Raw genomic sequence first — 24454 nt, 5'->3', positions numbered from 1 at the left:
TAGATGCGTACCACCCGACGCCAGCTCCTGCTCGGCACTGCCGGCACGCTGGCCGCCTCCGCTATCCCCGCATTCGCCTTCGCTGCGGACGCGGATCGCGCAGCTGCTGCCTTGCTCGATCGCACCGCGGAAACTTTCCTCAACGATTATCCCGAGAGCGCGACCTCGCTCGGCATCGACAAGGACAAGCACGCCGCACTCAAGCACCGCCTCACCGATGGCTCCCCCGAAGGCCAGCGCAAGATCGCCGCGCACCTCCGCCAGGCGCTCGCCGAGATCGGCAAGCTCGACCTCAACGCGCTAAGTCCGGTGATGCGCACCAATGTCGATGTCGTCCAGGCGTCCTACGCCAATGCGCTCGAGGGCTTCGCCTTCCCCTATGGCGACGTCGCGGTCGGCGGCTGGCGCAACTCGCCTTATGTCGTCGTCCAGAATGTCGGCGCCTTCCTCGACGTGCCGCGGATGCTCGACACCGATCATGTCATCAAGACGCGCGACGACGGCGAAGCCTATCTCGATCGCCTCGAATCCTATGGCGAGCAGCTCGACGGCGAGACCGAGCGGCTCAGGATCGCCGCGGCGAACGGCGTCATCGCTCCCGATTTCCTGCTCGACAAGGCGATCGCCCAGCTCAAGCTCGCGCGCGGCGGCAACACCGCCGGCTGGGGCCTGGTCACCTCGGTCGCCAATCGCACCGCCGGCATGGGCGGCGATTTCGGCCAGAGCGCCTGGCTGCTCGCCAACGACAAGATCGTCCCCGCGCTCGACCGCCAGATCGCCGAGCTCGCAAAGCACCGCGTCCGCGCCACTTCGGACGCCGGCGTGTGGAAGTTCAAGGATGGCGACGCTTATTACGCCTGGGCGCTGCGCGCCGGCACCACGACGAGGATGACCCCGAACGAAGTCCACCAGATGGGCCTCGACGAGCTCCGCACGATCCAGGCCGAGATGGACGGAATCCTGCGCAAGGAAGGCTTCACCCAGGGCAGCGTCGGCGCGCGGATGACCGCGCTCGGCAAGGATCCGCGCTACCTCTACACCGACAATGACGCGGGCCGCGCCGAGATCATGAAGCTGCTCAACGATCGCATCACCGATATTCGCGGTCGCATGCCCCGCGCATTCAACACGCTGGTGCGCGGCAATGTCGAGGTTAAGCGGATGCCGCCCGAGGAGGAACCCGGCGCGCCCGGCGCCTATGGCGGTGCGGGTTCGATCGACGGCAGCGTGCCGGGCAAATTCTGGATCAACCTGCGTACCACCGGGCTGCACACTCGCTACAGCCTGCCGACGCTGGCTTACCATGAGGCGATCCCGGGCCATGTCTGGCAGGGCGAATATGCCCACAAGCTGCCGCTGATCCGCACCCTGCTCTCGTTCAACGCTTATTCCGAAGGCTGGGCGCTGTATGGCGAGCAGTTGGCCGGCGAGCTCGGCGTCTATGACGCGGACCCGGTCGGCCGGCTCGGCTATCTCCAGTCGATCGCCTTCCGCGCCTGCCGGCTGGTGGTCGACACCGGCCTCCATGCCAAGCGCTGGACCCGGCAACAGGCGGTCGACTGGTTCGTCACCGCCAACGGCTCCCCGGTCGAGGAAGTCGCGGGCGAAGTCGATCGTTATTGCTCCTGGCCCGGCCAGGCCTGCGGCTACAAGGTCGGGCATAGCGAGATCAACCGGCTGCGCGAACGCGCCAAGGCCGCGCTCGGCGCACGCTATGATTTCAAGGCCTTCAACGATGCGCTCGTGATGGGCGGAAACGTGCCGATGACGGTGCTCGGGCACGTCGTGGATCGCCACGTCGCCGCCGGCAAAGCCTGAAGAACCACATTCCGAAAGAAAACGGGCGCCGGACCATTGGTCCGACGCCCGTTTTTCAGCTCAAGACGGAAGCTCAGCCCTTTGCAGCGGCATAGCGCTCGGAAACCACGTCCCAGTTCACCACGTTCCACCAGGCCTTCAGATAGCCCGGCCGGTCGTTGCGATAGGTGATGTAATAGGCGTGCTCCCACACGTCGTTGCCGAGGATCGGCGTGCCCTTGGTCGCGGCCACGTCCATCAGCGGATTGTCCTGGTTCGGCGTCGAGCTGATCTCCAGCTCACCGCTGCCGTTGACGATCAGCCAGGCCCAGCCCGATCCGAACTGGTTCGCGCCTGCCGTGTTGAATTTCTCTTTCAGCGCATCGAGCGAGCCGAACGCCTTGTCGATCGCCTCGGCCATCGCGCCGCTGGGTGCGCCGCCGTTCGGCACCATCGTCTTCCAGAAGAAATCATGGTTCCAATAGCCGCCGCCATTGTTGCGCAGCTTCGCCGGCGCGCTCGCCATCTGCTGCATCAGTTCCTCGATGGTTTTGCCTTCGAGCGACGGATCCTCGCTCACCGCCTCGTTGAGCTTGGCGGTGTAGGCGGCATGATGCTTGTCGTGGTGCAGCGTCATCGTTTCCTTGTCGATGGTCGGCTCCAGCGCGTCGTAGGCGTAGGGCAGCGGCGGCAGTTCGAAAGCCATGATATTTTCTCCTTTATGGGTTCGTGCAAGGAACGCAGCCCGCGATATATGGGTCCGCGTCGATCATTGCGACAGCGATCCGAACCGAAAGTTTCAGCCGCCGGCGCCCAGCAGCTCGTGCCGCTTCAGCGCGTGCCGCAACTGGTCATAGGTCAGCCCCAGCGCGTCTGCAGTAGAACGCTGGTTGAAACGATGCTCGGCCAGCGCGCGCGACAGCAATTGCCGCTCGAACGCCGACACGCGCGTCTTGAAGTCGGTCCCGCCGTCGAAGGCCGGCGCGGTTTCCGCTTTCTCGGGCGCGGCCGCTGTATCGGCCACCGCCGCCACCTGCGCGCCACCGGCGCGTGTCCGCGGCCGGAAGGGGGAGTCGAACGGATCGATTTCGATCGAATCGATCGGTCCTTCCTGTTCCCAGCGATACACCGCCCGCTCCACCACGTTGCGCAGCTCGCGCACATTTCCCGGCCAGTCATAGTGGATCAGCGCGTCGAGCGCGTTCGGGCCCCAGCCCGGCCAGTTCTCCAGCCCGATCTCGGACGCCATCCGCCGCCCGAAGAAATCCGCCAGCACTTCGATGTCGCCGCGCCGCACGCGCAAGGGCGGCAACGTCACCACTTCGAACGAAAGCCGATCGAGCAGATCGGCGCGAAACGTCCCCGCATCCACCTTGTCGGGCAGATGCTCGTTGGTCGCCGCGACGATCCGGACGTTGACATAGACCGGGCGCGACGCGCCGATCCGGGTAACCTCGCCATATTCCACGGCGCGCAGCAGCCGGTCCTGCGCCGCCATCGACAGCGTGCCCAGTTCGTCGAGGAACAGCGTCCCGCCATGCGCCTCCTCGAACCGCCCTGCCCGCGCTTTGGTGGCGCCGGTGAAGGCCCCTGCCTCGTGCCCGAACAATTCGGCCTCGATCAGCGTCTCGGGCAGCGCGGCGCAGTTCATGATGACCAAGGGCTGGTCCCAGCGCGGGCTCAGTCGATGCAGCCGTTCGGCCACCAGCTCCTTTCCGGTCCCCCGTTCGCCGATGACGAGCACGGGCCGATCCAGCGCAGCCGCGCGGCTGGCGCGTTCGAGGGCGTCGAGAAAGGCTCCGGATTGGCCGATGACTTGAGTTGCGCGTTCCACACCAACTCCTTGGCGTACTTTCCCAACACTTGGCAAGTTAGATCTGCCAGCTGAACCCTGGATGAACCCCAAAACCCGCGGAAATCAGCCATTCCCACAAACTGGCACGGCTCCTGCTATACTGTTGGCAAGCCCGATGACGGGCCAACGAAACAAGCCAAGGTTCAGGGAAACGACCATGACTCACCAGCTCGCAAATCTCCGCAATGCCTTCTTCGCAGTCACCATCACCTTCGTCGCCAGCGCCATCCTGATGGCCGGCGCGGTGGGCCCGGCGATCGCCTGAAGCCACGATGTCTCTCCGCTCATCCTTCCCCGGATGAGCGGAACCCCGCCGGGAGGGTCCCCTAGCTCCTCCCGGCGGTCCCCAATACGAAGGAGTATGTACATGGGTATCTTCTCTCGAACCCGCGATATCATCGCTGCCAACGTGACCGACCTGCTCGACAAGGCGGAAGATCCCGCCAAGATGATCCGCATGATCATCCTCGAAATGGAGGAAACCCTCGTCGAAGTCCGCGCCTCCGCCGCGCGCACCATCGCCGACCAGAAGGAAATGCGCCGCCACATCGCCAAGCTCGAAAAGCTCCAGGAGAGCTGGACCGAGAAGGCCGAGCTCGCGCTTTCGAAGGGCCGCGAGGACCTCGCCAAGGCCGCTTTGGTCGAGAAGCAGAAGGCCGCCGACATGTGCGACCAGCTGTCCACCGAGATCGGCGTTCTCGACGAGACGCTCAAGGCGTCCGAAGAGGATATCACCAAGCTGCAGACCAAGCTGCGCGAGGCGCGTACCCGCCAGAATTCGATCAGCGCACGGCTGGAGAGCGCCAACAACCGCGTTCGCCTCCGCGAGATGACCAATGGCGGCAAGATGCAGGATGCCTTCTCGCGCTTCGACGTCCTCGAACGCCGGGTCGACTTCGCCGAGGGCCGCGCCAATGCGCTGGGCCTGGGCGCCGAGCCCAAGACGCTCGAAGAGGAAATCGCGGAGCTGCGCTCGTCCGAGAAGGTCGACGCCGAGCTCGAGGCGCTCAAGAGCCGCATGAACAAGGGGGTTTGATCCCATGGACGATGGCGCAATCATCATCGTGCCGATCGTCATGGGCACGCTCTTCATCGGGCTGCCGTGGCTGATCTTCCACTACATAACCCGGTGGAAGACGGCTGCATCGCTGACCGGCGAGGACGAGAAGCTTCTAGACGAGCTCCACTACACCGCCCGCCGTCTCGAAGAGCGGCTCATCACGATCGAGCGGATCATCGCTGCCGACAATCCGGACTTCCGTCCGAACCAGCCGCTGACCCCCTCGCCCTACGATATCAGCAGGAGGAACTAATGTCCGCCAGCCGCACCAAATTCTACCTCGACAAGCAGAATCGCAAATGGTCGGGCGTGTGCGCAGGCATCGCCGACTATACCGGGATCGACGTCACCTGGGTCCGCGTGGGGGCAATCCTCCTGACCCTGATCGGGGGCTTCCCCTGGACGCTGATCGCCTACTTCCTCGTCGCCTGGATGGCCAACGCCAAGCCGACGGGCCTGTATGACAGCCCCGAGGAAGCCAAGTTCTGGCAGGGCGTTCGCTCGAATCCGAAGCGTTCGGCACATCAGGTCCGCTCGACCTTCCGCGACATCGATCGCCGGCTCGCCGACATCGAAATGTACTATACGAGCCGCAACACGCGCCTCGCCGACGAGATCGACAGCCTGCGCTAGGCGCGGGCTGTCCAGAGGGAGGGAAGAGACATGAACGACGAAGTTATGGTCTTCGTGATTGTGCTGGTCGCGATTTCGACGATCGGCTGGGTGGTCAACAACTGGATCCGCGCCAAGCATGGCTATGCGCTGGAGAATGAGTGGAAGGGCATGACGCCCAAGACCGACCCCGCCGCCGAGCGCAAGATCGAACTGCTCTCCAGCGAGAATGGCCGCCTAACCGGCCAGATCTCGCGGCTCGAAGAGCGGATCGCGGTGCTCGAGCGGATCGCCACCGATCCCGCCGAGCGTACCGCCCGCGAAATCGACGCGCTGCGCTGAACGAAAGGAAGTCACGATGATCTCCCCTCTCCTCATCCCGATTCTCGGCATCTGCGTCGCACTCCTGGCCGTCTTCGGCGGCGTCTTCTTCAAGCCCTGGCTGGCGATGCAGCATCGCAAGATGGAGCTCGAAGCCCAGATGGTCGCCGAAAAGGCCGCGCAATATGCGGCCCAGACCGAGAGGCTGGAACAAAGGGTTCAGGTTCTGGAGCGGATCATCACCGATCGCGGCGTTGCCATCGCCGAAGAAATCGAACAGCTGCGCGACGCGCCGCTGAACTAGAAAAAGTCGCGCAGGCCGCGGCAAATTCAAGGAAGCATCGAAATGATGATCGTTATATTCGCAGTGCTTGCAGCACTGGGAGGGGGCGCTATCGCCCTCGCCGAAAGCCGGGATCGCCCCCGCCGTCGCGCGGAACGCCTGGCCCGCGCATCGCAGGATTGAGCGCCGCAAGGCGTCTGAGGGAGTAGAGCCAATGAATCCGTTCGAAATGGTCGTCGCAATCATCGTCATCGTGACGATCGGCAGCGTGATCAAGGCGCGCTACGGCATCTCGAAGGACAAGGAAGGCAATGAAGTCTTCCGCGCTACCGACGGCGCCACCGCGGCCGAAAATGCCAGGCTCCGCGACGAGTTGCGCGCGATCAAGGAACGCGTCCAGGTCCTGGAGCGCGTGATCACCGACAATGAGACGAGCAGCGTCCGCCTCGATCGCGAGATCGAATCGCTGCGCGACAAGAACCCCCTCTGATCCGGGAGGCATGCCATGACTTTGGAACCCAATCTCTACATCACCGTCGCGGTCTCCGGACTTGCCGGGCTCGGCATGATCACCGCAGCGGGGCTCTCCGGCTGGCGCGGCTGGCTCGCCCTCAAGCGCCAGGAACTGCTCGAGCGCCACATGGCGCCTTCGAGCGAAGCAGGCTCGATCCCCTCCGCAGCCTCACGCATCGAAGTCGCCGACTTGAAGGAGCGGATCCGCAAGCTCGAGGCGATCGCGGCGGGCGTGGATTTGTAACGACCCGTCACCCCAGCGAAAGCTGGGGTCTCAGGCGGCGCATCAGGCCCGCGCGGCACGAGATCCCCGCTTTCGCTGGGATGACGACAGGTTGGAATAGCAGCCGGGAACGCTATAGCCCGCCCGATGCAGACGCTCACCGACCTCCAGGAAGAATATGGCTTCCTCGATCCCGACGATCGCTATCGCCTGCTGATCGATCTCGGCCGCAGCCTCGAGCCGATGCCCGATCCGCTCAAGACCGATGCGACTTTGGTCCGCGGCTGCTCGGCCGCAGTGTGGGTCTACCCCACCCGCGGCGAGGACGGCAGGCTCCACTTTCTGGCGGATTCGAACGCCGCGATCACCAAGGGCATTATCGCTTTGGTCCTGTTGACCGTGCAGGACCGCAGCCCGGCCGAGATCGTCGCCACCGATATCGACGCCGCGCTGGCGCCCTTCGACCTGCGGAACCAGCTCAGCTCAAACCGGACCCAGGGCATCCCCAACATGATCGCGCTGATCCGCGCGACGGCGGAGCGCTACGCCGCAGGCTGATCCAGCCCGAGCGCGTCAGCCAACGCGGTAAGATCGGCGCCTTCAGGCACCAACAGCCACTCGCGCGACGCCGCGCCGTTGACCACGGAGACCGCCCCGCGCGGGCAAACCCCCAGGCATTTCACCTCCACGATCCCCGCGGCGCCCTTGCGCCCCTTCTTCAGCCCGAGATGCTTGCGCAGCGCTTTCGCCAGCGGCGTCCGCCCCTTCGGGCCAAAGCCGCCGTCCAGCTTCTTCGAACATTTGGCGCAGACCAGAACCGCGTTCGACCAGTTCGATCGGACGTGGCGCTTCAATCGGGCTTCCAGGTCCGCCGCTCCTCGGCCGCCTTGAGCACCTCATAGGCCGCCTGGATCGCCTGGAAGCGTTTGGCCGCCTCGGCATCGCCCGGCTTCACATCAGGATGGTTGGACTTGGCCATCCGCCGCCACGCCAGCCGCACGCTCTCGAAATCGGCATCGACCTCGAGCTCGAACAGTTCCAGCGCGCGCAATTCATCGCGCGATCGGCTGCCGTCGCCGGGGCCGGCCCAGGCATTATGCTTCGATTCCGAAAAATCCCCCGCATCGCGCCGCTCCTGCGCCTCGCGCTCGGCGGCTTCCTCGGCGGTCAGCCCTTCGAAATAATTCCAGTTGCGGTTATATTCGCCCGCATGGTTCTCGCAGAAATACCAGCGCTCGGGGCTGTTGGGCGATTTGGGGGCGGGCCGATCGCCCTTCTCGGTGCAGCCGAAGCGATCGCACAGCCGCACGGTCACGGCTTCGCGATCGGCGCCATATTCGCGCCAGCGGGGAAAACCCCAATCCGATGTACGAGTTGAACGCGCCATAAGGGGTGGCAGATAGGGGCGCGGGCCCGCAATGGCCAGCGCGCAGGAGGGATAAAGTGCCAGAGGGTCTGTAAGCCGGGTTCTGTCCTCCGCCGTAGCCCCGAAGAGCGTGGGCGGATGTGCGGCCATTCCTCTAGGAGACGGATTGCTCCGCCCCTCAAGCAACCAACCCGGACGACGAGGCGGAACACCTCATGCGCCGTCCCTATTCGGTCTTGCTCCCGGTGGGGTTTGCCATGCCGCTTCCGTTACCGGTCGCGCGGTGCGCTCTTGCCGCACCCTTTCACCCTTGCCCTTACCCCGGCCCGAAAGCCGTGGCAGCGAGCGGTCTGCTCTCTGTGGCACTTTCCCTGGGGTCGCCCCCGCCGGGCATTACCCGGCACCGTCTTTCCGTGGAGCCCGGACTTTCCTCGCGTGCTTGCGCACCCGCGGCCGCCCAACCCTCTGGCTTGGCGGGGATAGCTGCCGAGGGAACAGCATACAATCCCTCTCCCATCGACAGAGGGAATCAGATCAATCATCGCCCTGCGGCTTGGGCAGCAGCAGCGCCAGCAGAAGGCAGCGGCACTCGCCGTCGATCTCCCCGTCGATCATCTCGGGCCGAAACCGGCGTTGAAACGCGGTCACCGCCGCCACCCGATCCTCGACGTCATAGCCGAACCGCTCCAGCGCCAGCATGAACCCCGCATCGGGCCAGCCCGGATCGACCAGGTTCCGGGTCGGCCGCGGCAATGCCAGCCGCAGCCGCGCCAGCGCATGCCAGTTGAACAGCTCGCCCGGATCCCTCTTGCGCGCCGGGGCGATATCCGAATGGCCGACGACGTTGCCCCGGGTGATGCCGTGCCGCGCCTTGATCTCCGCCACCAGCGGGATCAGCGCGCCCATCTGCGAATCGGTGAAGGGATGATAGCCGAATTCATGCCCCGGATTGACGATCTCGATCCCCACCGACGCCGAATTGACGTCGCGTATGCCCCGCCACTGCGATTTGCCGGCATGCCAGGCGCGCTTGTCCTCGTCGACCAGCCGCAGGATCGTCCCGTCCTCGTCCACCACATAATGGGCGGAGACTTCGGCGGCGGGATCGCGCAGCCGGGCGATCGCCGCCTCGGCGCTCTCCATCCCGGTATAATGGAGCACGATCATCGAGACCGGCAGCGCGCGCGCGTTGAAATTGGGCGACGGGGCGTCGACGATGGAAAGGCCGCTGGTCATGCGCCCTCATCGTAGGGGGGCATCCGGGTCCGCCGCAAGCGGGTATCAGCCGTGGGCGCGGCTTGCGTCGCTCCCCGGTTCGCATGCGCGATAGAAGCCGCGATACTCGTCGCACGGCCGGAAACGATCGGTCTGCCCGATCACCGTCTCGCCGGCGCCCAGGACCAGCAGCCCGCCGGGTCGGACCGCCGAGGCGAGCGTTCCGAACACGCGCTGGCGCACCTCGCCGGAGAAATAGAGCATGACGTTGCGGCACAATATGATGTCGAACTTGCCCGGCGGGGCCGGGTCGGCGGTCAAATTCTGCTGGCGGAACTGGATGCGGCGCAGCAGCTCGGACTTGGCCGACCATTCGCTGCCGGCGCCGTCGAACCAGGCCAGCATCCGACGCACCGGAAGCCCACGCTGGATCTCGAACTGCGAAAAGCGCCCCGCGCGCGCACGCGCCAGCGCGGCAGGCGAAACGTCGGTCGCTATGATCTCGGGCGCCGCCATGCCTTCGCGCATGCCCTTCTCGTCGAACAGCATCGCCAGGCTCAAAGGCTCCTGCCCGGTCGAGCAGCCCGACGACCAGATCCGGATCCGCCGCCCCGCATGGCTGGCGACCATCGCCCGCGTCGCCTCGGCGACCTGATCGAGAACGGCGGCATCGCGAAAGAAGCTCGTCTCCTGGTTCAGAAGTGCGTCGACCACTTGATCCCCCAGTTCGCCGGTGCGCGTCGCCACCAATTGCCCCACCAGATCGTCCAGCGTCGCAAGTCCGCGTGCGCGCAATATCGGTTTCAGCGCCGTCTCGATGCGCCAGGCGCGATTGGCCGCGATCTGCTGGCCGGTGCGCTGCTCCAGCAGCGCCGCGATCATGTTCATCGCGCTCGACGATCCCGTCTGGCTGTGGGGATAATGGTGGATCATGCGCCCCTGGCCCCACGCGCGATCAGCCGACCGATCTCGTCTGGAGGCAGCACCGCGCTGGCATTGCCGGCATTGGCGACCGCGCCGGGCATGCCCCAGACGACCGAGCTCTCGCGGTCCTGCGCCAGGATGCGGGCGCCGGCTTCGACCAGAAACTGGGCGCCCTCGGCGCCATCGCGGCCCATGCCGCTCAGCACGACCGCCAGCGCCCTTCTCCCGTAGACTTCGGCCAGCGATTCGAACATCGGATCGACCGAGGGCATGCAGCCGCTCGTCACTTTCTCATGCGTCAGCCGCACCGCCGCGCCGTCGGTCATCCGAACCAGGCGCATGTGCGCGTCGCCCGGTGCGACGATGATCCGGCCCGGACGAACCCGCATCCGATCGGTGGCGACCTCGCACGGACGCCCGCCCAGCACCGCGAGCTGCGCCGCGAAATAGCCCATGAACGAGGCCGGCAGATGCTGCGTCACCAGGATCGGCACCTGGAAGCTCGCCGGGATGCCGCGAAGCAGCTGGCTCAGCGCGTGGATCCCGCCGGTCGATGCGCCGATCGCGACGATGTCGAAATCGTCGGGCGCCGCGATCGGGCCAAAGCTGCTCGATGCCTGCAGCGGCAGACCGGTCGGCGGCTCGATCAGCTTGGCCAGCCGTTCCTCGAGCACTTCGGCAAAGCGCCCGCCGAATGCGCCGACGCCCGGCTTCACCAGCGTGTCTGCGGCCCCCAGCGCCAGCGCCTGAACCGTCACGGCCGCGCCTTCGTCGGCGGAGGATGATACGATCAACACCTTCGCTCCCTTGCCCGCGGCAACGACGTCCGGAAGCGCCGTGAGTCCGTCCACGCCCGGCATCTCGATGTCGAGCAAGACGATGTCGACGGGATAGGTTTTGAGATAATCCAGCGCGGCGCGGACGTTGCCGACTGCGCCGGCGACGCGGAAATGCCGCATCCCGTCGATCATGCGCCCGAGCACCGAGCGTGCGACGACCGAATCGTCGACGATCAGGACCCGCGCGGTGCCCGCGGGCGCAAAGCCGGTATCGGATGGAACAGGAAGGCCGAGCACCGCTTTCGGTCCGTCAGGCGACGCCGACGATCTGCAGCTTGCTTTCCAGCGTTTCACGGTCGAACGGCTTCATCACATATTCGTCGGCGCCCGCCTCGATCGCGGCACGGATATAGGCCATGCCGTTCTCGGTGGTGCAGAACACCACCTTGGGGCGCACGGGAAGTCCCGAATCCTTGAGCGCGCGCAGGAAATCCATCCCGCTCATCACCGGCATGTTCCAGTCGAGCAGGATCACGTCCGGCGGCGTGGCGAGGCACGAATCGAGCGCCTCGCGGCCATCGCCGGCCTCACGCACTTCGAAATCGAGGGTCTCGAGGATGTGCCGCGCAACCTTGCGGATCACCTTCGAATCGTCGACGACGAGACAGCTCTTCATGGTACCCTGAACCCCGCTTGGTGTTTACGCAGCCACTGTGCCCGACAAGGTGTAAGCGCCGCGTTAATCGGACCTTTTAATCCGCGGCGACGGCACCCGGCACGAGCGCGGCGAGGTCGATCGTCAGGATCGGCTCGCCGTCGCGCTCGACGATTCCGCGCGCCGCATCGCGCCACGCCCCGTCCAGCGCGCACCCTCCGGTCAGCGGCAACAGGTCGAACGGTGCGACGTCGTCGAGCGCGTCCACGAGCATCGCATAATAGTGCCCCTCGACATGAGTGATCACCGCCCGCTTCGCCTTGCTGCCGCTTGCCATGCCCAGCGCCGATTGGGTGTCGACCACGGTCACCACCCGGCTGCGCAACGCTGCCAGCCCCAGCACATGATGCGAGGCACGCGGCACCGCGGTGATCTCGCCGATATCCACCACTGATTCGACCTGGTCCGAATCGATCGCCACCGCACGCCCGGCGACCTGCGCGATCAGATAAAGATGCGCCATCAGCCTGTCTTCCCCGTGACGCGCGCCTCGAGCGCAGAGAGCAATCCCGAACGATCATAGCGATACACGCTGTCATCCTCGGCGCCAGCGGCGGCACGCCGCCGCCGCAGCCGCACCACAGGCGTCGTGCTGCGAAGCTCGGACGGCATATCTTCCGACGACAGCACCACCGCGGCAACCTCGCCTTCGCCCAGCGACACCGCGACGCGATACCCCGCCGTCTCCAGCAAGGGCCGCACGAACGACATCATCCAGCCATCGGCGTCGCCCGCGATCAGGCATAGCGGCGCGCTCTCTTCGCTCTCGCGATCGGCATGCTCGTCGAACACCCACAGCACGTCGAGCAGTTCGACCTGCTCGCCGTCGATCAACGCCACCCCCGAGATGGGGCCCGGCTCGCGCGCGGGTATCACATCCTCAGGCAATACGATGATGTCGAGCGCCTCGCCGATCGCGTAGCAGACCTCGCTGGCGCCATCCTTGAGCCTCAGGACGCTCAATTGCGTCCGCCCTTCGATCTCGCCTTGTGTCGCCAGCGGCAGGATCCGACCCTCGATCGTCACGCGGAAACGTCCCGCCGCGAAGCGCACCGTCGACGGGTCGACCTGCTCCACGCGATCGACCGCACCCAGCGGCACCGCGCGCCGCATCCCGTCCAGGTCGGCGAACAGCAAGGCAGGCACCCCCGGCACTTCGTGGACGGCCACTTCCTCGTCAAAGCGATCGACGCCATCGCGGGCGAAATGCAGTCCTGCGACCTGGGCCATCCCGGCGCTGTCGAGCATAAGCATCGGCAGCCCGCTGTCGGGCAGCGTCTGCCCGGCATAGAGCCCCGTGGTCATCACCGCCGGCGATGCCGGCTTGATCACCAATTCCTCATTGTCGAGCACGGTATCGACCGCGAGCGCATAGCTGCCTTCGCTGACCCCGACGATCACGAGCATCTGCCCCTCGTCGCTGCCCGAAGGCTCGATCCCCAGCAAATCCGCCAGCCGCACCAGCGGCATCCGCCGATCGCGCACCGTTGCGATCGCCGCGCCGCCCAGTTCGTCGATACGGATCGCGCCGTTGCGCTCGGTGACGATCTCCTCGATCGCCTGCCGGGGAATAGCGAAGCGCTGGCTTCCCACCCCGACGACGATCGCCGAGATGATCGAGAGCGTCAGCGGCACATGGATTGCCAGCCGCAGTCCCTTGCCGGGCGCGTTGTCCAGCTCGACTCGCCCACCCAACTGCTCGATCGAGGCGCGAACCACGTCCATCCCCACGCCGCGACCGGAGATGGCGGTAACCTCATCCTTGCTCGACAGCCCTGGCTCGAACACCAGCTCCAGCTTGGCCCGCTCCGAAAGCGCGCGCAGCTCGCGCTCATCGCGTCCTTCGGAGACCAGCTTGGCAACCAGCCTCTCGACATCGATCCCCCGCCCGTCGTCGACGATCTCGATGATGATCTGATTGCCGGCCTGCCGCGCCGAGACGACCAGCCGGCCATTCTCGCGCTTGCCGCCAATCCGCCGCTCGGCTGGCGGCTCGATGCCATGATCGATGGCATTGCGGACGATATGGACCAGCGGATCGCGCATCATCTCGATCATCTCGCGGTCCAGCTCGACGTCCGAACCCTCGACATGGAGCGTTACCGATTTGCCCAGCGATGCAGCGGTGTCGCGCACCATCCGCGGCAACGCCGAGAACAACGCCTCGATCTTCTGCATCCGCGTCCGCGTCACGGTATCGCGCATTTCGCCGACGGTCAGCGAAAGCCGCTCGAGTGCGCCTTCGATCATCGGATCGACCTCGCCCTGCCGCAGTCGCCGCGCCAGTTCGTTGCGGGCCAGCACCATGTCCGACATGCCGGACATCATCCGGTCGAGCAGTTCGACATTGAGCCGCACGCTGCGCGCCGGTGCTCGCTGGAGCGGCGAAACCGGAGCCTGCGCCACTTCGTCGGATCCCTTGGCGAGCGCCGCGATCAGCAGATCTTCGCCGCTATCGTCCAGACTGACCCCGGCATCGATCGCCTCGACCAGCTCGCCGATCCGGTCGACCACGCCGAGCACCGCATTGACCAGCGCGCGATCAGGCGACCGATCGCCCGAACGCACCTGTGCCAGCACATCCTCGGCGGCATGGCTCAATCGCGCGAGTCGCGGCAGATCGAGAAAGCCGCAGCTCCCCTTCACGGTATGGACGAAGCGGAAGATCGCATCGAGCCGTCTTTTGTCGTCGGGATGCGACTCCCACGCGACGATCTCACCCGAGAGCGCCTCCAGCGTCTCGCGCGTCTCCGCGATAAATTCCTGAAGCAGGTCGTCCATGGGGCCCCGGTGCAACTAGTCCGGGCCCTTCTGCGCCTGCGCTGGTTAAGGCCGCGTTAGTCTCACCCGACCCGGAAGCCCGCGCCGAACAGCAGCACGTCCGATTCCGGGGGCGAGACCTGGAGCGTGCCGCCCCCCTCCGTCACAAGCGCATGCGCCAGATAGGCGGCAGCCGCGCGCGGGGTGATTGGCTGGTTGTCCTTGCCGCCGGCAAGCGCGCTGCGCAATTCGGGGTCGAGCACGATCCGAGGACCATCGGCGCGCACGACGATCTCGATGCTGCCGTCGACGATTTCGGCACCGATATCCAATTGTCCGCCGCGGATCAGCGCATCGCCGCCGATCAGCGCCAGGTTCAGCAAGACCTTGATCGCCTGCTTGGGCAGGACGGGATCCTCGACCATCCAGCCAAGCTTGACGCGATGATTGTCGCCGAACAGCCCCTCGATCGCGCCCTGCGCCTCGCGCGTATCGACGGTCTCGCCGAAGCCGCCCGCGGCGCCGAAGGCCAGGCGAAAGAATTTCAACTTGTTCGCAGACGCCTTCGCACTCTCGTTGAGCAGATCGAGGCAGCGTGCGCGCATCTCCGGATCCTGCTCGTCGGCGAGCAGTTCCAGCCCATTGTTGAGCGCACCCACGGGGCTCAACAAGTCGTGGCACAGCCTCGAACAAAGCAAGCTGGCGAAATCGGTAGGGCTAATATTCAAAAAAAGGCTCCAGCTTCTCCCGGCCTCTTTGAAGCAGCCGGGGAGAAGCTGCAACCGCTATGCAAGGCCAGGCTAGACGACCTTGCGACCCGAAAAGAGCTGGATGAGGCCGACGATGATGGCGACCACCAGGATGATGTGAATAAGCCCGCCGGCAACGTTCAGCGCGAAGCCAAGCAGCCACAAAACGAGCAGGATTACGGCGATTGTCCACAGCATCTCAGGCAACTCCCTTTTGAACCTGCCAAGCTAACGTAGGTCGGCCCCGAAACGTTCCCGAAGGTCGATCGGGTCGAACCGCTCATGCACGACCCCGCCTTCCACGGCGCGCCAGCAGGTCACCTCCTTCCCCGCGACTATCACCCACAGCTTCCGGTCCGGCGCCGCCATCGCCGCGTCGGTTGCCGATGGCCGCGCATCTCCGCTCGGATGCGAATGCCAATAGCCGACGATCCGAGGCCCCCCGGCCCGCTCCGCCCGCAGCGCGGCAAACAGCGCCGACGGATCCAGCTCGAACCGCGTCTCGGGCGTCTGCGCCACATTCTCCGCAGCTTGGAACGCCGTGATCGCATCGGGTTCGCCGAACAGCAGCCCGCACGCCTCGTGCGGCGCGGCATCCGCAGAAATCCGCCGGATACCGATCAGTACAGATCTTGAAATCCTACACCGCATCCCCATCTTCCTAGGACATGAAACGGGGGGTTTCCATTGTCGAGGCGCGTATTGCGGGGTCAGCCGATGGTTGGCGCCTGGATCGCGCGCTTGCCGACGCGCTGCCCGAGATGTCGCGCGAGCGGCTCAAGGCGCTGATTGGCGCTGGGCAAATCAGCGGGACAGGGGGCCCGGTGCGCGATGCCTCGAAGAAAGTGGCAGCCGGTTCCTTGTTTATCGTTGAGATCCCCGATCCCACCCCGCTGCACAACGAAGCGCAGGATATCGCGCTGAATGTCGTGTTCGAGGACGAGCATCTGATCGTGATCGACAAGCCGGCGGGGCTGGTCGTCCATCCCGCCGCGGGCAATCTCGACGGTACTTTGGTCAACGCCTTGCTCCACCATTGCGCCGGCAGCCTCTCGGGCATCGGCGGGGTGGCGCGGCCCGGCATCGTTCACCGGATCGACAAGGATACGTCCGGGCTGATGGTCGCGGCCAAGACCGACGCGGCGCATTTGGGCCTGGCCGCGCAGTTCAAGGAACATTCGATCGACCGCCGCTACAAGGCGATCGCCGCCTGGCGGACGCAAACCGAGGGCGGCACGGTCAACGCCCCACTCGGCCGCTCGCCGACGAACCGAAAGAAAATGGCCATCGCCCGCGAAGGTAGCGGCAAGCACGCGGTCACCCATTGGCGTAAGCTTCGTCAACTTCGCGACGCGACGTTCATCGAATGCAGGCTGGAGACGGGACGAACCCACCAGGTCCGTGTCCATATGTCCTCGATCGGCCACCCTTTGCTAGGGGATCCGGTCTACGGAAGCGTCAAACAGGCGCAGCGCGAGCTTCTGGCAACGCTGGGTTTCCGGCGCCAGGCCTTGCACGCCGCGCATCTGGGGTTCATCCACCCCGTTAAAAGCAACGCTTTGGCGTTCGATAGCGAAATGCCTGCGGATATGCAGGAACTGTTCAATAAGCTCATCGTATGATGTTCGACGCGTGTGGCTTCGGCTACAGCGTTCAGTGAAGGGAGATTAAGATCATGGCTAGCGGCAGCAACGTCCCATCGACGATTCCCGCTCTCGGCGGAGAGGCGAGCCTCAACCGCTATCTGGCCGAGATCAAGAAGTTTCCGATCCTTACTCCGGAGAAGGAGTATATGCTCGCGAAGCGTTTCCAGGAGCATGGCGACACCGACGCCGCGGCGCAGCTCGTAACCTCGCATCTGCGCCTCGTGGCGAAGATCGCGATGGGCTATCGCGGCTATGGCCTGCCCGTGTCCGAGCTGATCTCCGAAGGCAATATCGGCCTGATGCAGGGCGTGAAGAAGTTCGAGCCCGAGCGGGGCTTCCGCCTGGCGACCTATGCGATGTGGTGGATCCGCGCCTCGATCCAGGAATTCATCCTGCGCAGCTGGTCGCTCGTGAAGATGGGCACCACCGCCGCGCAGAAGAAGCTCTTCTTCAACCTGCGCCGGATGAAGGCCAAGCTCGACGCGTTCGAGGATGGCGATCTCTCGCCTGAGCATCTCGCCAAGATCGCCACCGATCTCGGCGTGACCGAGGAAGAGGTCACCTCGATGAACCGCCGCATGGCGATGGGCGGCGACACGTCGCTCAACGTGCCCATGCGCGAGGATGGCGAGAGCCAGTGGCAGGATTGGCTGCAGGACGATGGTCCGTTGCAGGACGAAGCCGTTGCCGAGGCGCAGGAAGCCAGCGTTCGCCATACGATGCTGGGCGAAGCGATGGACGATCTCAACGATCGCGAAAAGCATATCCTGACCGAGCGTCGCCTGACCGACGATCCCAAGACGCTCGAGGAATTGAGCCAGGTTTATGGCGTCTCGCGCGAGCGCGTACGCCAGATCGAGGTTCGCGCCTTCGAGAAGCTGCAAAAGGCGATGATGCGTCTCGCCGGCGACAAAAGGCTGCTGGCGGCCGTCTGATCCTCCGCCACGACCGCGGGATGTCTCTTGCGGTCGCGGCGACGTCGCGCCAAGCGTGCAGCCATGGCTGACGAGAAGGACAAGAAAAGCCCCCAGGTCCGCTACGCGCGCGCGCAGGTCCCGCCCTTGGCTGACCCGCGACCGCCCGCCGACTGGACCGATTCGACTCCGCCGGAGCCGCCGCCGCTGGGAGAACCGCCCCTCGCCGATCTCACCCCCCTCGGCAGCGCTGGGAGCGGCCCTCGCTTCGCAAGGCAGGGTGCCGCCCCACCCCTGCCGCCTCCCCCGCCACCAGTCCGAGGCCAGATGAAATCGGAGCGTCCGCGCAAGCCCTTATGGCGCCGCTTGCTATTCCTGCTGCTCAAGCTCGTGCTGATTTTCCTGCTCGGCTCGCTGCTGTGGGTCGTGGCGCTGCGGTTCATCCCGCCCCCGATCACCCTCACAATGGTCGGCGACATCGTCGCCGGCCATGGCGTCACCAAGCGCTGGATGCCGCTCAGCCGGATCGATCCGAGCATGGCGCGCGCCGCGATCGGGGCCGAGGATTCGCGCTTCTGCCAGCATGGAGGATTCGACTATAAGGCGATCGCCGCGGCGGCAGTGCGCAACGCGACGGGGACGAAGCGCATCCGTGGCGGGTCGACGATCAGCCAGCAGACCGCGAAAAACGTCTTCCTGTGGCAGGGCGGCGGCTATTTCCGCAAAGCTCTCGAGGCCTATTTCACTGTCCTGATCGAGAATATCTGGGGCAAGCGCCGGATCATGGAAGTCTATCTCAACGTCGCCGAGACGGGGATCGGCACCTACGGCGTCAACGCCGGCGCGATGCGCTATTTCAAGCATGACGCATCCCGGCTTACCGCGCGCGAAGCGGCGCAGATCGCCGCCGTCCTGCCACTGCCAAAAAAACGCGCCGCGATCGACCCCAGGGGCTTCACGCGGCGCTACGGTAACTCGATCAGCAAGCGTATCAGCGTCGTCCGCGGGGACGGGCTGGACGCCTGTCTGCGGTGATCAATCAGGCTTGACTGCATCCTTCGCGGCCGAGCCGACATCCTTGGCTGCGTCACGGACGCCTTCGGCCGCACCCGTGATGGCGTCGGTCTTGGCGGCCTCGCGGCTGTTCTGGTTGATAAGGTAGATTGCGCCGATCACCACCGCGATCAGCACAGCGAGCCCAATCAACAGGCCTGCACCACTACCGCGACGCTCGATAACCGTCGTCGTGCCACCCGTCTCGGTCACGCGCTCCGCGGTCACGCCGTCGGTTCGCTCGGTAACTCGCTCAACCATGATACTCTCCTCCTTTTACTGCCGCAGCAACTGCGGAGCAGGGAGGATTGTTCCGGGCGCGGACCTATCTCGATCAGAAAGGCAGCTTGAAGCCCGGTGGCAGCGGGATGCCGCTGGTCATCTTGCTCATCGTTTCCTGCGATGCCGCGTCGGCCTTGGCCCTGGCATCGTTGAGCGCGGCGGCAATAAGATCCTCGACCATGCCCTTCTCGGAAGGCGCGAGCAGCGATTCGTCGATATCGACGCCGATGATCCGGCCCTTGGCGCTCGCCTTGACCTTGACCAGCCCGCCGCCCGATGCGCCCTCCACCTCGATATTGTCGAGATCGGCCTGCGCCTTGGTGAGTTCGGCCTGGACGTTCTGCGCCATGGCCATGATGTCTTCGAGGCTCTTCATGCCTGATTGCTCCGCTTGTTGGACCAGCCGATCAGTTCGGCGTCGGGAAAGGCTTCCATTGCTGCCGCGACAACCGGCGAGCGCAGCACCGCTTCGCGCTCGGCATTCTGCTGCGCTTCCAGTTCCTCGCGCAGAGTCGGCGCTTCCGCGCTCTCAACGCACCGGAAGCGCCAATTGACCCCGGTGGTCTCGCGCAAGGCCGCGCCTAGATCGCGAAGAAAATCATGTGGCAAGGTCCGAGTTGTGCCGAACTCGACTTCCGATCCCTCGAACTTGCCGGGGCGCAGATAATCGCGGACCTGTTGCGCGAGTTGCCGCCGCTTATGCGTCTCGAGATGCTCGGCCAGTTCGGCCATCCTCGTCGGCATCGCCGTTGCGCTCGGTGACGCCGGTGCAGCTGCAGCCGATACGGAAACCGCCCCGCTCGCAATCTGCCGCGCCAGCTCGCCCGGATCGGGCAATTGCGATGCATGGATCACCCGCAGCAACGCCATCTCGCAAGCCTCGATCGGCAGCGCCGCCTTGGCGACCTCGTCATGCCCGCGCAGCATCAATTGCCACAGCCGGTGGAGCGCCGGGAAGGAAAGCCCCGCCGCCCATCGCTCGAGCGCCTTCACCTCCTCGGCCGACTGCCCCTTGCTGGCCTCGGTGCCCAGCTTGGCCAGCGTCACGCCGTGCACCGTCTCCAGCAGCGTGCGCAGCACCGCCTGCGGATCGACACCCAGGTCATATTGCCCGCGCAAGGTCGCCAAGGCGGCAACCGCGTCCCCGGCCAGCACCAGCGCGAACAGCTCCCGGATCGCCCCGCGATCGGAAAGCCCCAGCATCCCGCGGACCATGTCGGCCTTCACGCCTTCGCCCTCCAGCCCCGCATGTGCGATCGCCTGGTCGAGGATCGAAAGCCCGTCGCGCGCCGATCCTTCGGCGGCCCGGGCGATCATCGTCAGCGCCTCGGGCTCAGCCTCGACGCCTTCGGCTTCGGAAACCCGTGCAAAATGCGCCGCGAGCATCTCCGCGGGGATTCGCCGCAAGTCGAAGCGTTGGCAGCGCGACAGCACCGTAACCGGCACCTTGTTGACCTCGGTCGTGGCGAACAGGAACTTCACATGCGCCGGCGGCTCCTCAAGCGTCTTCAGCAGGCCGTTGAACGCGGCCTTCGACAGCATATGCACTTCGTCGATGATATAGATTTTGTAGCGCGCCGACACCGCCGAATAGCGCGACGCTTCGATGATCTCGCGGATATCGTCGATGCCGGTATGCGACGCGGCATCCATTTCGATCACGTCGATATGCCGCCCCTCGGCGATCGCCACGCAGGGCTCGCAGACGCCGCACGGATCGATCGTCGGGCCGCCCTGCCCGTCCGGCCCGATGCAGTTGAGCGCCTTGGCGATCAGCCGCGCGGTCGAGGTCTTGCCCACCCCGCGCACGCCGGTGAGCAGAAAGGCATGTGCCAGCCGATCGCGCTTGATCGCATTGCCCAGCGTCTGGACCATCGCATCCTGCCCGATCAGCTCGGAAAAGGTCTGCGGCCGATATTTGCGCGCGAGCACGCGATACGCTTCCCCCTTGGGCTGGGGCGGTTCGTCAAGGCCAAGCAGGGAATCGGACATCGTACGCCTATGTAGGCGGGCACGCCGCGGATGTCGAAGCCTCAGAGGTGGCGGACGGCGCTCATCCGGTGGTGGAGAATGCGCTCGGTATGCAGTGTGCTCCGGCCGACCCGATAAAAAATCAGGTGGCTCTCGGGCCGCAGCTTGCGATATCCGCTTACTCGCTCAGGCGCGCTGCCGAGCAGCAGCTGGCCCAGCAATTTCGCATAGGCCGCGTCGAACGAACCGACATAGCGATCCGCTTGCTCCAAGCCCCAACGCTCAACCGTGTAATCGAAGATCGCATCGAGATCGCGACGGGCGGCTGCCGATATGGCTAGCTCAGGCGCTACAACACTTGGGTCCGTCGGCAATGCCGGCGGAATCGGGTGGGAGCCGGAACGACCCGCGGCGAAATCGTTGTGGCTGCTTCCTTCCGGATCTGACCAGGTTGGCGACGACCACGTCCGCCCGACTCCCGCGGCGCATATGGGCGAAACCGGCTCGCCAGGCAAGGGCGCCCTGCCTGGCGAGCCATGGGCAGAACTTAGCGCCGGATGCGAACCTGGCGGCAGATGCGGACGCGCCGCCCGTTGCGCCACTGGCGGCTGCACACGGTCCGTGTCCGCACGCGCCGCGGACCGCGGCGGACATTGCGGCGTACCGTCCGCCGCTCCCAGCGGCGCTCCTGAGCATCGGCAAAGCTCGCCGTGGCCGCGGTCGTCGTCAGCGCAGTCGTCGCCGGTACCGGCGCTGCCGATGCGGCCGGGATCGAAAGCATTGCAGCGGCGGCGGCCGCAACGAGGGTTAGCAGCTTCATATCGAGATTCTCCTGCTCGGCAGCGATTCCTGCCACCGGGTCAATCCCGTGGCGAACGGCTTGTTCCCTGTGAAATCGCTTCAGCGCCCCTGCATGTCGCGATGCGTCGGCGGCATCCGCACGGTTAGCCTGTCGAAATCCGGCGTCAGCACGATTTGGCATGCCAGCCGGCTGGTGCGCGCCGCGCCGATCGCCAGATCGAGCATATCCTCTTCCTCTTCGCTCGCCGGCGGCAGCCGCGCGAAATCATCGGCCGCCACGATCACATGGCAGGTCGAGCAGGACATCTGGCCTTCGCATGTGCCCTCCAGCGGCTGCCCGTCATTCTGGGCCACTTCGAGGAGCCGCGCACCCTCGGCCGCAACCACCTCGCGCTCTTCGCCACTAACGCTTATGAAGCGAACCCGGATCAAGCCATTCTCCCCTGCGCGCGCGCCGCCGCGTCGATTCGCTCGATCGCGGTCATCAGTTCGTCCTCGTCGGTATAGCGCCCAAACCCCAGCCTTATGCTCGATCGCGCTTCCGCGTCGCTCAGCCCGATTGCGCGCAGCACATGGCTCGGCCGCCCCGATCCGCTCGCACACGCCGAGCCTGCCGAGAAGGCAATGTCGCGCAGCGCGGACACCAGCCGCGCCACATCGAGCGCGGCTCGCCGTAGGTTGAGATTGCCGTGATAGCGGTCCTCCTGCGATCCGTTGAGCGTCCAGTCGCTGCCGATATGCGCAAGCGCGGCACGAAACAGCTGCTCGCCATGCGCATGGTCCGCGCCGAACCGCTGCTTCGCCAGCTTCGCCGCCGCGCCGAACCCCGCGCACAAGGCCGGCGACAAGGTGCCCGATCGCCCGCCCGGCTCCTGCCCGCCGCCATGGAGCAGCGGCTCAATGCTCACGCCGTCCCGGATCCACAAGGCCCCCACCCCCTTGGGTCCGTGGATCTTGTGGGCGGAGACCGCGACCAGATCGCATTCGTCGGGGATCAACACCCGCCCGAAGCCCTGCACTGCGTCGCACAGGAACAGCGCGCCGGCCCGATTCGCCAGCGCGGCCAGCTCGGCGATCGGCTGGATCACCCCGATTTCGTTGTTGACCAGCATCGCCGCGACGATCCCGGTCCCCGGCCCGATCGCCGCCCGCGCCGCCGCCAGGTCGACCAGCCCCTCCGCCCCCACCGGGAGCATTGTCACGGCCCGCCCCTTGCGCGCCTCCGCCTCCACCGTGTCGAGCACCGCCGCATGCTCGGTCGCCAGCGTGACGATGCCGCCCTTGCTTCCCTTGATCGCCCAGTTGAGCGCCTCGGTTGCGCCGCTGGTGAAGCTCACCGCCCCGCCCGGCGGCATCAGCCCGGCGACATCCTCACGCGCCACGTCCACCGCGGCCTTGGCCGCCCGCCCTGGCGCATGCGCCGAATGCGGATTGGCGTGATGGCTCTCCAGCCAGGGCAGCATCGCCGCAAGGGCCTCAGGCGCCAGCGGGGTCGTCGCCTGGTAATCGAGATAGATCATGCCGCTTGCGCCCGCCCATCGGCCGTCGCGCGCCAAAGCTCGATGAAGCGATCCACATCCGCCTCGCTCGTCGTCCGCCCGAAGCTCACTCGCACCACTTCGCGCAGTTCAGGCTCAGCCCAGCCCATCGCCGACAGCACATGGCTGGGCCGCATGCTCCCCGACGAACAGGCGCTGCCGGCCGAAACCGAAATCCCCCCCAGATCGAATCGGATCAACTGCGCCCCGGAGGAAACCCCCGGCATCCGATACGCCCCGATCAGCGGCGTTCGCGGGCCCGCGTCGCCCACCACCTCGCCCCCGCCCGCCCGGATAGCGGTCTCAAGCCGCGCCCGTAGCGTCCCCATCCGCTGCAAATCCTCGGGCTCAGAGATTGCTGCGGCATAGCCCAAAGCTCCCGGCAGATTCTCGGTCCCCGCGCGATACCCCTTCTCCTGCCCACCCATCGGCTGTAGGACGCCGAAGTCGCGCACCAGCAGCGCCCCGATCCCCGGCGGCCCGCCACGCTTGTGCGCCGACACCGCGACCAGATCGGCATGCCGGATCACTTCGTCATCGGCGCGAGCCGGCATCTGCGCCGCATCGACCAGCAAGATCCCCCCCGCCGCATGCACCACGTCGGCGATTGCCGCGATCGGCTGGCGCACCCCGGTTTCGCTGTTGGCCCACTGCACGCACACCAGCGTCCGCCCGCCCAGCGACGCTCGCAGCGCGTCAAGGTCCAAGATCCCGCCAGCGTCGACCGGGAGCACCTTCGCCCCTTCCGAATGCCGCAGCACCGAATCATGCTCCACCGCCGTGATGAACCGCCGCTCCGCCATCGATCGCGTGAGCGCCATCTGCAGCGATTCGCTCGCGCCCGACGTCAGCACCAGCTCGTGCGGCCAGCCATAGGCAGCGGCGATCCGGGCCCGCGCCTCCTCCAGCGCAGCCCGTGCCCCGCGTCCTTCGGCATGCGGTGAGGACGGGTTCGCCCAGCGTCGCATGCCTTCGGTCACCGCCTCGATCGCCACGGGCAGCATCGGCGTAGTCGCAGCATGGTCGAGATAGATGCGGTCGGCCAAATGATCGTTCCAATTGCGCAAGAAGCTGCGC

At 65.9% G+C, this 24454-nt stretch carries 33 protein-coding genes and 2 other RNA genes; 12 read left to right on the top strand and 23 right to left on the bottom strand.

Features of this window, described 5'->3' with window-relative positions; all coding sequences use genetic code 11:
- The first annotated feature begins 3 nt into the window (after window positions 1-3).
- On the top strand, window positions 4-1818 hold the full coding sequence (locus tag OKW87_RS01475) for a DUF885 domain-containing protein (RefSeq protein ID WP_265541682.1): 1815 nt from the start codon (window positions 4-6) through the stop codon (window positions 1816-1818).
- A 73-nt stretch (window positions 1819-1891) separates the two neighbouring features.
- On the opposite strand, the gene OKW87_RS01470 is transcribed toward OKW87_RS01475, so the two are convergent.
- Together OKW87_RS01470 and pspF are read right to left on the bottom strand one after the other, a co-directional pair.
- Complete coding sequence (locus OKW87_RS01470) at window positions 1892-2503, bottom strand: superoxide dismutase (RefSeq protein ID WP_265541681.1); 612 nt, start codon at window positions 2501-2503, stop codon at window positions 1892-1894.
- 93 nt (window positions 2504-2596) lie between these two features.
- Complete coding sequence (gene pspF, locus OKW87_RS01465; protein ID WP_265541679.1) at window positions 2597-3631, bottom strand: phage shock protein operon transcriptional activator; 1035 nt, start codon at window positions 3629-3631, stop codon at window positions 2597-2599.
- Between the two features lie 388 nt (window positions 3632-4019).
- Between pspF and pspA the strand changes: the two genes are divergently transcribed.
- From pspA to OKW87_RS01425, 8 genes are all read left to right on the top strand, one after another.
- A complete protein-coding gene (gene pspA / locus OKW87_RS01460) occupies window positions 4020-4688 on the top strand; it encodes a phage shock protein PspA (protein WP_265541677.1) in 669 nt (222 codons plus the stop codon).
- Window positions 4689-4692: 4 nt separating this feature from the next.
- On the top strand, window positions 4693-4965 hold the full coding sequence (gene pspB / locus OKW87_RS01455; protein WP_265541676.1) for an envelope stress response membrane protein PspB: 273 nt from the start codon (window positions 4693-4695) through the stop codon (window positions 4963-4965).
- Entirely contained in the window at window positions 4965-5345 is a 381-nt protein-coding gene (pspC, locus tag OKW87_RS01450) for an envelope stress response membrane protein PspC (protein ID WP_265541675.1), read from the top strand. Before pspB ends, pspC begins: the two co-directional genes overlap by 1 nt.
- Window positions 5346-5375: 30 nt before the next feature.
- Window positions 5376-5666, top strand: a complete 291-nt coding sequence (locus OKW87_RS01445) for a hypothetical protein (RefSeq protein ID WP_265541673.1) — start codon at window positions 5376-5378, stop codon at window positions 5664-5666.
- A gap of 16 nt (window positions 5667-5682) precedes the next feature.
- Window positions 5683-5949, top strand: coding sequence for a hypothetical protein (locus OKW87_RS01440; protein ID WP_265541671.1), 267 nt, complete (start codon window positions 5683-5685; stop codon window positions 5947-5949).
- 193 nt (window positions 5950-6142) lie between these two features.
- Window positions 6143-6418: a hypothetical protein gene (locus OKW87_RS01435; protein ID WP_265541669.1), complete on the top strand. Its 276-nt coding sequence runs from the start codon at window positions 6143-6145 to the stop codon at window positions 6416-6418.
- 15 nt (window positions 6419-6433) lie between these two features.
- Window positions 6434-6685, top strand: a complete 252-nt coding sequence (locus OKW87_RS01430; RefSeq protein WP_265541668.1) for a hypothetical protein — start codon at window positions 6434-6436, stop codon at window positions 6683-6685.
- Between the two features lie 126 nt (window positions 6686-6811).
- Window positions 6812-7222: a SufE family protein gene (locus tag OKW87_RS01425; RefSeq protein WP_265541667.1), complete on the top strand. Its 411-nt coding sequence runs from the start codon at window positions 6812-6814 to the stop codon at window positions 7220-7222.
- Here OKW87_RS01425 and OKW87_RS01420 read toward each other — a convergent pair.
- The 12 genes from OKW87_RS01420 to OKW87_RS01365 form a co-directional block, all read right to left on the bottom strand.
- On the bottom strand, window positions 7207-7518 hold the full coding sequence (locus tag OKW87_RS01420; RefSeq protein WP_265541666.1) for a (2Fe-2S) ferredoxin domain-containing protein: 312 nt from the start codon (window positions 7516-7518) through the stop codon (window positions 7207-7209). The two genes, OKW87_RS01425 and OKW87_RS01420, sit on opposite strands and share 16 nt — an antisense overlap.
- Window positions 7515-8051: a J domain-containing protein gene (locus tag OKW87_RS01415; protein WP_265541665.1), complete on the bottom strand. Its 537-nt coding sequence runs from the start codon at window positions 8049-8051 to the stop codon at window positions 7515-7517. Before OKW87_RS01415 ends, OKW87_RS01420 begins: the two co-directional genes overlap by 4 nt.
- A gap of 55 nt (window positions 8052-8106) precedes the next feature.
- Window positions 8107-8499, bottom strand: an RNA gene (gene rnpB / locus OKW87_RS01410) — RNase P RNA component class A.
- Between the two features lie 65 nt (window positions 8500-8564).
- A complete protein-coding gene (locus OKW87_RS01405) occupies window positions 8565-9266 on the bottom strand; it encodes an N-acetylmuramoyl-L-alanine amidase (RefSeq protein ID WP_265541663.1) in 702 nt (233 codons plus the stop codon).
- A 45-nt stretch (window positions 9267-9311) separates the two neighbouring features.
- Entirely contained in the window at window positions 9312-10178 is an 867-nt protein-coding gene (locus tag OKW87_RS01400) for a CheR family methyltransferase (RefSeq protein WP_265541661.1), read from the bottom strand.
- Window positions 10175-11245: a chemotaxis-specific protein-glutamate methyltransferase CheB gene (gene cheB / locus OKW87_RS01395; RefSeq protein ID WP_265541657.1), complete on the bottom strand. Its 1071-nt coding sequence runs from the start codon at window positions 11243-11245 to the stop codon at window positions 10175-10177. The genes OKW87_RS01400 and cheB overlap by 4 nt, the downstream gene beginning before the upstream one ends.
- Before the next feature lie 13 nt (window positions 11246-11258).
- Entirely contained in the window at window positions 11259-11624 is a 366-nt protein-coding gene (locus tag OKW87_RS01390; protein WP_265541655.1) for a response regulator, read from the bottom strand.
- 76 nt (window positions 11625-11700) lie between these two features.
- Entirely contained in the window at window positions 11701-12126 is a 426-nt protein-coding gene (locus OKW87_RS01385) for a chemotaxis protein CheW (protein ID WP_265541654.1), read from the bottom strand.
- On the bottom strand, window positions 12126-14444 hold the full coding sequence (locus OKW87_RS01380) for a chemotaxis protein CheA (protein ID WP_265541652.1): 2319 nt from the start codon (window positions 14442-14444) through the stop codon (window positions 12126-12128). The genes OKW87_RS01385 and OKW87_RS01380 overlap by 1 nt, the downstream gene beginning before the upstream one ends.
- 62 nt (window positions 14445-14506) lie before the next feature.
- Complete coding sequence (locus OKW87_RS01375) at window positions 14507-15151, bottom strand: histidine phosphotransferase family protein (RefSeq protein WP_265541650.1); 645 nt, start codon at window positions 15149-15151, stop codon at window positions 14507-14509.
- Between the two features lie 72 nt (window positions 15152-15223).
- Complete coding sequence (locus OKW87_RS01370; RefSeq protein WP_265541648.1) at window positions 15224-15370, bottom strand: lmo0937 family membrane protein; 147 nt, start codon at window positions 15368-15370, stop codon at window positions 15224-15226.
- A 30-nt stretch (window positions 15371-15400) separates the two neighbouring features.
- Window positions 15401-15829: a M67 family metallopeptidase gene (locus OKW87_RS01365; RefSeq protein ID WP_322740321.1), complete on the bottom strand. Its 429-nt coding sequence runs from the start codon at window positions 15827-15829 to the stop codon at window positions 15401-15403.
- Window positions 15830-15840: 11 nt separating this feature from the next.
- On the opposite strand from OKW87_RS01365, the gene OKW87_RS01360 reads away from it, so the two are divergent.
- The 3 genes from OKW87_RS01360 to mtgA all read left to right on the top strand — a co-directional run bounded on the left by OKW87_RS01360 (window position 15841) and on the right by mtgA (window position 18767).
- Window positions 15841-16794, top strand: coding sequence for an RluA family pseudouridine synthase (locus tag OKW87_RS01360; RefSeq protein ID WP_265541647.1), 954 nt, complete (start codon window positions 15841-15843; stop codon window positions 16792-16794).
- 53 nt (window positions 16795-16847) lie between these two features.
- Window positions 16848-17753 (top strand): RNA polymerase sigma factor RpoH, encoded by a 906-nt coding sequence (gene rpoH, locus OKW87_RS01355; protein WP_265541645.1) that lies wholly within the window; start codon window positions 16848-16850, stop codon window positions 17751-17753.
- Window positions 17754-18059: 306 nt separating this feature from the next.
- Window positions 18060-18767 carry a monofunctional biosynthetic peptidoglycan transglycosylase gene (mtgA, locus tag OKW87_RS01350; RefSeq protein ID WP_265543937.1) on the top strand — a complete coding sequence of 236 codons (708 nt, stop codon included), beginning with the start codon at window positions 18060-18062 and terminating at the stop codon, window positions 18765-18767.
- Here mtgA and OKW87_RS01345 read toward each other — a convergent pair whose 3' ends face one another.
- The 9 genes from OKW87_RS01345 to OKW87_RS01305 form a co-directional block, all read right to left on the bottom strand.
- Window positions 18768-19046: a hypothetical protein gene (locus OKW87_RS01345; protein ID WP_265541644.1), complete on the bottom strand. Its 279-nt coding sequence runs from the start codon at window positions 19044-19046 to the stop codon at window positions 18768-18770. It lies immediately after the preceding gene.
- A gap of 73 nt (window positions 19047-19119) precedes the next feature.
- Window positions 19120-19443 carry a YbaB/EbfC family nucleoid-associated protein gene (locus OKW87_RS01340; protein ID WP_265541643.1) on the bottom strand — a complete coding sequence of 108 codons (324 nt, stop codon included), beginning with the start codon at window positions 19441-19443 and terminating at the stop codon, window positions 19120-19122.
- Window positions 19440-21059 (bottom strand): DNA polymerase III subunit gamma/tau, encoded by a 1620-nt coding sequence (locus OKW87_RS01335; RefSeq protein WP_265541642.1) that lies wholly within the window; start codon window positions 21057-21059, stop codon window positions 19440-19442. Before OKW87_RS01335 ends, OKW87_RS01340 begins: the two co-directional genes overlap by 4 nt.
- A 41-nt stretch (window positions 21060-21100) precedes the next feature.
- On the bottom strand, window positions 21101-21412 hold the full coding sequence (locus OKW87_RS01330) for a type II toxin-antitoxin system RelE/ParE family toxin (protein WP_265541641.1): 312 nt from the start codon (window positions 21410-21412) through the stop codon (window positions 21101-21103).
- 11 nt (window positions 21413-21423) lie between these two features.
- An RNA gene (ffs, locus tag OKW87_RS01325) (signal recognition particle sRNA small type) lies at window positions 21424-21521 on the bottom strand.
- A gap of 64 nt (window positions 21522-21585) precedes the next feature.
- Window positions 21586-21894, bottom strand: a complete 309-nt coding sequence (locus OKW87_RS01320) for a hypothetical protein (RefSeq protein WP_265541638.1) — start codon at window positions 21892-21894, stop codon at window positions 21586-21588.
- Window positions 21895-21938: 44 nt separating this feature from the next.
- The gene (locus OKW87_RS01315; RefSeq protein WP_265541637.1) at window positions 21939-22271 is read right to left on the bottom strand and encodes a 2Fe-2S iron-sulfur cluster-binding protein; all 333 of its coding nucleotides are present in this window, start codon (window positions 22269-22271) and stop codon (window positions 21939-21941) included.
- Window positions 22268-23359 carry a cysteine desulfurase family protein gene (locus tag OKW87_RS01310; protein ID WP_265541635.1) on the bottom strand — a complete coding sequence of 364 codons (1092 nt, stop codon included), beginning with the start codon at window positions 23357-23359 and terminating at the stop codon, window positions 22268-22270. Before OKW87_RS01310 ends, OKW87_RS01315 begins: the two co-directional genes overlap by 4 nt.
- The gene (locus tag OKW87_RS01305; protein ID WP_265541633.1) at window positions 23356-24423 is read right to left on the bottom strand and encodes a cysteine desulfurase family protein; all 1068 of its coding nucleotides are present in this window, start codon (window positions 24421-24423) and stop codon (window positions 23356-23358) included. The genes OKW87_RS01310 and OKW87_RS01305 overlap by 4 nt, the downstream gene beginning before the upstream one ends.
- Window positions 24424-24454: the final 31 nt, after the last annotated feature.

Source organism: Sphingomonas sp. M1-B02, assembly GCF_026167525.1.
Lineage (GTDB): Bacteria > Pseudomonadota > Alphaproteobacteria > Sphingomonadales > Sphingomonadaceae > Sphingomonas.
Note: the sequence above shows the minus strand (reverse complement) of the source record. Positions and strands in the feature narration are given on the sequence as shown.

Bases quoted from the DNA above. Each gene is read 5' to 3' on its own strand.
- OKW87_RS01475 (WP_265541682.1), top strand. From the start codon at position 4: ATGCGTACCACCCGACGCCAGCTCCTGCTCGGCACTGCCGGCACGCTG.
- OKW87_RS01470 (WP_265541681.1), bottom strand. From the start codon at position 2,503: ATGGCTTTCGAACTGCCGCCGCTGCCCTACGCCTACGACGCGCTGGAG.
- pspA (WP_265541677.1), top strand. From the start codon at position 4,020: ATGGGTATCTTCTCTCGAACCCGCGATATCATCGCTGCCAACGTGACC.
- pspB (WP_265541676.1), top strand. From the start codon at position 4,693: ATGGACGATGGCGCAATCATCATCGTGCCGATCGTCATGGGCACGCTC.
- pspC (WP_265541675.1), top strand. From the start codon at position 4,965: ATGTCCGCCAGCCGCACCAAATTCTACCTCGACAAGCAGAATCGCAAA.
- OKW87_RS01445 (WP_265541673.1), top strand. From the start codon at position 5,376: ATGAACGACGAAGTTATGGTCTTCGTGATTGTGCTGGTCGCGATTTCG.
- OKW87_RS01440 (WP_265541671.1), top strand. From the start codon at position 5,683: ATGATCTCCCCTCTCCTCATCCCGATTCTCGGCATCTGCGTCGCACTC.
- OKW87_RS01435 (WP_265541669.1), top strand. From the start codon at position 6,143: ATGAATCCGTTCGAAATGGTCGTCGCAATCATCGTCATCGTGACGATC.
- OKW87_RS01430 (WP_265541668.1), top strand. From the start codon at position 6,434: ATGACTTTGGAACCCAATCTCTACATCACCGTCGCGGTCTCCGGACTT.
- OKW87_RS01425 (WP_265541667.1), top strand. From the start codon at position 6,812: ATGCAGACGCTCACCGACCTCCAGGAAGAATATGGCTTCCTCGATCCC.
- OKW87_RS01415 (WP_265541665.1), bottom strand. From the start codon at position 8,051: ATGGCGCGTTCAACTCGTACATCGGATTGGGGTTTTCCCCGCTGGCGC.
- OKW87_RS01405 (WP_265541663.1), bottom strand. From the start codon at position 9,266: ATGACCAGCGGCCTTTCCATCGTCGACGCCCCGTCGCCCAATTTCAAC.
- OKW87_RS01400 (WP_265541661.1), bottom strand. From the start codon at position 10,178: ATGATCCACCATTATCCCCACAGCCAGACGGGATCGTCGAGCGCGATG.
- OKW87_RS01390 (WP_265541655.1), bottom strand. From the start codon at position 11,624: ATGAAGAGCTGTCTCGTCGTCGACGATTCGAAGGTGATCCGCAAGGTT.
- OKW87_RS01385 (WP_265541654.1), bottom strand. From the start codon at position 12,126: ATGGCGCATCTTTATCTGATCGCGCAGGTCGCCGGGCGTGCGGTGGCG.
- OKW87_RS01380 (WP_265541652.1), bottom strand. From the start codon at position 14,444: ATGGACGACCTGCTTCAGGAATTTATCGCGGAGACGCGCGAGACGCTG.
- OKW87_RS01370 (WP_265541648.1), bottom strand. From the start codon at position 15,370: ATGCTGTGGACAATCGCCGTAATCCTGCTCGTTTTGTGGCTGCTTGGC.
- OKW87_RS01365 (WP_322740321.1), bottom strand. From the start codon at position 15,829: ATGGGGATGCGGTGTAGGATTTCAAGATCTGTACTGATCGGTATCCGG.
- OKW87_RS01360 (WP_265541647.1), top strand. From the start codon at position 15,841: ATGAAACGGGGGGTTTCCATTGTCGAGGCGCGTATTGCGGGGTCAGCC.
- rpoH (WP_265541645.1), top strand. From the start codon at position 16,848: ATGGCTAGCGGCAGCAACGTCCCATCGACGATTCCCGCTCTCGGCGGA.
- mtgA (WP_265543937.1), top strand. From the start codon at position 18,060: ATGAAATCGGAGCGTCCGCGCAAGCCCTTATGGCGCCGCTTGCTATTC.
- OKW87_RS01345 (WP_265541644.1), bottom strand. From the start codon at position 19,046: ATGGTTGAGCGAGTTACCGAGCGAACCGACGGCGTGACCGCGGAGCGC.
- OKW87_RS01340 (WP_265541643.1), bottom strand. From the start codon at position 19,443: ATGAAGAGCCTCGAAGACATCATGGCCATGGCGCAGAACGTCCAGGCC.
- OKW87_RS01335 (WP_265541642.1), bottom strand. From the start codon at position 21,059: ATGTCCGATTCCCTGCTTGGCCTTGACGAACCGCCCCAGCCCAAGGGG.
- OKW87_RS01310 (WP_265541635.1), bottom strand. From the start codon at position 23,359: ATGATCTATCTCGATTACCAGGCGACGACCCCGCTGGCGCCTGAGGCC.